This window comes from Psychromonas sp., assembly GCF_983033635.1.
This window is the reverse complement of sequence record NZ_CEZLMY010000091.1, coordinates 1-3,643: the sequence shown is the minus strand read 5'-3', so window position 1 is coordinate 3,643 and position 3,643 is coordinate 1. Positions and strand designations below refer to the sequence as shown.

At 38.0% G+C, this 3,643-nt stretch carries 6 protein-coding genes; 4 read left to right on the top strand and 2 right to left on the bottom strand.

Going from position 1 to position 3,643, the window contains the following annotated elements:
- The first annotated feature begins 1 nt into the window (after position 1).
- Positions 2-370, top strand: a complete 369-nt coding sequence (locus tag AC4GME_RS12100) for a fumarate reductase subunit C (RefSeq protein WP_490378154.1) — start codon at positions 2-4, stop codon at positions 368-370.
- Positions 371-383: 13 nt separating this feature from the next.
- Entirely contained in the window at positions 384-785 is a 402-nt protein-coding gene (gene frdD / locus AC4GME_RS12095; RefSeq protein WP_490378153.1) for a fumarate reductase subunit FrdD, read from the top strand.
- Positions 786-847: 62 nt separating this feature from the next.
- Here frdD and efp read toward each other — a convergent pair whose 3' ends face one another.
- Entirely contained in the window at positions 848-1,417 is a 570-nt protein-coding gene (gene efp / locus AC4GME_RS12090; RefSeq protein WP_490378160.1) for an elongation factor P, read from the bottom strand.
- 30 nt (positions 1,418-1,447) lie between these two features.
- Here efp and epmB point away from each other — a divergent pair, with 30 nt between their 5' ends.
- Together epmB and AC4GME_RS12080 are read left to right on the top strand one after the other, a co-directional pair.
- Positions 1,448-2,464 (top strand): EF-P beta-lysylation protein EpmB, encoded by a 1,017-nt coding sequence (epmB, locus tag AC4GME_RS12085; protein ID WP_490379451.1) that lies wholly within the window; start codon positions 1,448-1,450, stop codon positions 2,462-2,464.
- A 44-nt stretch (positions 2,465-2,508) separates the two neighbouring features.
- On the top strand, positions 2,509-2,826 hold the full coding sequence (locus AC4GME_RS12080) for a hypothetical protein (protein ID WP_490378550.1): 318 nt from the start codon (positions 2,509-2,511) through the stop codon (positions 2,824-2,826).
- A gap of 45 nt (positions 2,827-2,871) precedes the next feature.
- On the opposite strand, the gene AC4GME_RS12075 is transcribed toward AC4GME_RS12080, so the two are convergent.
- A partial coding sequence (locus AC4GME_RS12075; protein ID WP_490379450.1) for a GGDEF domain-containing protein occupies positions 2,872-3,643 on the bottom strand: 772 nt, incomplete at its 5' end.

Here is a 3,643-nt window from a genome sequence, read left to right as displayed (position 1 = left end):
TATACGCGAACTGCCAAGGGATTGGTGGATGAAACAACTGTTTTATACAAAATATATGATAAGGGAAGGCAGCAGTGTTTTAATTACCTTATACAGCCTGATTTTAGCTTGGGGTGTTTTTCGCCTTAGCCAGGGAGAGACCGCTTTTAACGGCTGGCTTGAAGCTTTGCAAAACCCATTTGCAATTATCCTGCATCTTCTTATGCTGATATTAGCCTTATACCACACAATTACCTGGTTCTCTCTCGCACCTAAAGCGGTTGATTTATGGATAAAAGGTAAAAAGCTTGATGATAAGGTGATTGTCGCAGCACATTACGGCGCCTTTGCCGTGCTGACTATTTTCTGCTTGTTAATTATTACCCTATAAAAGGAGGCTTTTGATGTCAAAGACCACAGAGAAAACCTATAAACGCTCTCATGAACCCGTTTTTTGGGGCTTATTTGGCGCAGGTGGTATGCTTACTGCGTTTCTTACACCTGTTATGATCTTAATTACAGGGCTCTTAATTCCACTTGGGATTATAGATCAGCACTACTTTAGTTATGAAAAAATACATGGTTTTGCCACAACATGGTACGGTTCCGTCATTGTTTTAGTTTTAGTGGCACTGCCCTTCTGGCATACCCTGCACCGAATTTTCCATGCGTTACATGATATCGGCATTAATCGTGGACGTGATTGGCAACAAGTGATCTGTTATGGTTTTGCTTTTGCTGTCAGCGTTTTTGTTTTCACTCTTTTATTACAAATGCTAACCGCGCCAAGCTTATTTGGTTTTTAACAAAAAACGACTATAAAAAAACCAGCTAAGCAGCTGGTTTTTTTGCAGCTCATTACAGAGACTTATTTTTTCACACGCCCAACATATTCCGCGCTACGTGTATCTACTTTAACTACTTCACCAATTTGAATAAATAGTGGAACACGGATAACTGCACCTGTCGCAAGTGTTGCAGGTTTACCGCCCGTTCCTGCTGTATCACCTTTCAGACCTGGATCGGTTTCTGTCACTTCGATTTCTACAAAGTTTGGTGGTGTCACGACAATCGGGTTATCGTTCCAAGTTGTGATGGTACACATATCTTGTTCAACTAACCATTTAGCCATATCACCGACAGCTTTTTCATCTGCAGCAATTTGCTCAAATGTGTCGTTATTCATAAAGTGAAAAAACTCACCATCGTTATAAAGGTATGCAAGATCAGTCTCCATCACATCTGCAGACTCAACGGACTCGCCCGATTTAAATGTTTTCTCAACTACCTTACCAGATAACAGCTTACGAAATTTAACACGGCTAAATGCCTGCCCCTTACCAGGCTTAACAAATTCATTCTCAATAATTGCACAAGGCTCTTTATCCATCATGAATTTTAGCCCACCTTTGAATTCGCTGGTACTATATGATCCCATATTAACCTCTATATAATTTGATTTTAAAAAATGACACAAATAATTACCGTGAATGATACCGCCGAGTTAGCAACTTGGCAAAAGGAACTAGCAAATGCGCTTAAAAATCCGCTACAACTTTTGAAATTATTGGATATATCACCAGAAAGTGTGCCATTAAGCTTAAAAGCGCGTAAATGTTTTCCAATGTTAGTGCCGCTACCCTTTATTGCAAAAATGAAAAAGGGAGATATTCACGACCCACTATTAAAACAAGTGCTGCCTGTTACAGAAGAAGAGTTAATAAGTGAAGGTTATAGCCTGGATCCATTACAGGAACATAATAGTGCCGCGCCGGGTCTGTTACACAAATATCGAAGCCGTGTATTACTGATACTAAAATCGGGTTGCGCTGTGAATTGCCGTTACTGTTTCAGACGTCACTTTCCTTATCAAGATAACAATATTAACAAAAAACAGTTACAGGAAATTATTACTTATATCGAAGCTCATCCTGAAGTGAATGAAGTGATTTTAAGCGGAGGTGATCCGCTAATGAGCAAAGATGATTTTTTACAGTATTTACTTAACGCGTTAGATTCAATGCCGCAGTTAACCCGTTTACGTATTCACTCCCGTCTTCCAGTTGTTATCCCGGCAAGAGTAACAAAGCAATTATGCTCTATGCTTAAGAAGAGCCGCTTAAAAGTGGTCTTAGTTTTACATATCAATCATGCTAATGAAATTGATAGTGCGTTTACAGAGGCGATATCAAAACTGCAGCAAGCAGGCGTTCAACTGTTAAACCAAAGTGTATTATTAAAAGGCGTGAATGATAGCAGCCAAGCCTTGATTGAACTTAGTGAAGCCCTGTTTAGTGCCAATATATTACCTTATTACCTGTTTTTATTAGATAAGGTACAGGGCGCACAACATTTTGATTTGGAAGAAAAAAAGGCTCAACTATTAATTAAAGAGATGAGTTTGGCGTTACCTGGGTATTTAGTGCCCAAACTGAGCAGAGAAATTGCAGGTCAGAAAAGTAAAACTATCATTAGTTCGCTATAATCAGATCAAGTCCTTATAAATTCAGCATCAAACAGGAAGAGACAATGAGCCAAGAAAATGTGATTAAGCAGTTACAAGAAAATTTAAAAATCATTTACCACAAAGCAGTTGATGCGGATAAACAACTTGAATTATTACGTCAGCAGGAAAAGGCCGGCTTTGTACAAATATTTACTGGTGATAGCGCCTTTAAAAATCATTCCAGCACTTTTTTGCCTTATGTAGAAGAGCTGGCTGCTGATCTACAAGAAATTCAAACCGATAATGAAGAGCATTACAAAACACTTTTACCCGCAATTGTGGTCAAGATAGAACTTCTTTTTAAAACGCTAAGCTCTTTTAAAATTAATTTAAAAGATTAAGTATTTGCAGTTTTAAGGGCTTTTTCTAAGCCCTTCCTTTTACAATCATTTCTTAGCGTTGAATACACAAACCTTATTTCGCCCAGAATTTTTGGCATCGTATAGCGCAAGATCGGCAAAAGTCAGTTGCTTGTCTTGTTCCTCTGCTCTGTCTATTTTCTGAACCTCTGTCAGCCCAACACTTATCGAAAATGAAATCTGATGTTGATTAAATGTACAAGCTTCTGAGGCAATTTTCTCTCGTATCCTTTCAAGTAACATCAAGGCATGCTTTTCAACCGTATTCGGCATTAGCAGAACAAACTCTTCTCCGCCATAGCGGGCAAAAACATCTGTTTTACGAATATGCGCTAGAACCCGCTGCGAAAAATCAATTAAAACCGCATCACCAGCATCATGACCGTAGTTATCATTCACTTTTTTAAAATGATCCAGGTCGATCATTGCGACACAGTATTTTTCTTTATATCTTAAGTAACGTTCATTTTCCTGCTTTAAAAATTGATCGAAATAATGGCGATTAAAAATTCCTGTTAAAACGTCATGTGATGCAAGGTAAGTCAGTTGTTTATTTACTGTAATTATCTCCTGCTCTTTTTTCAACAAGCGCTCGATATAATTTTTAATAGCTTTAGCCATATGGCTTAGTTCATCGCGCCCTTTGATTGGAAAATTCGCCGTTGTTTTTTCATTATGCCCAGAATCAATAATATTGCGGATTAATAAGATCCGTTTAATAAAATTGAGTTGAATTAGCACAAAAAGAAATGTTGCAATCAAGCTGATAAAAAGAACAAAGTATAAGCGGGATTTACGC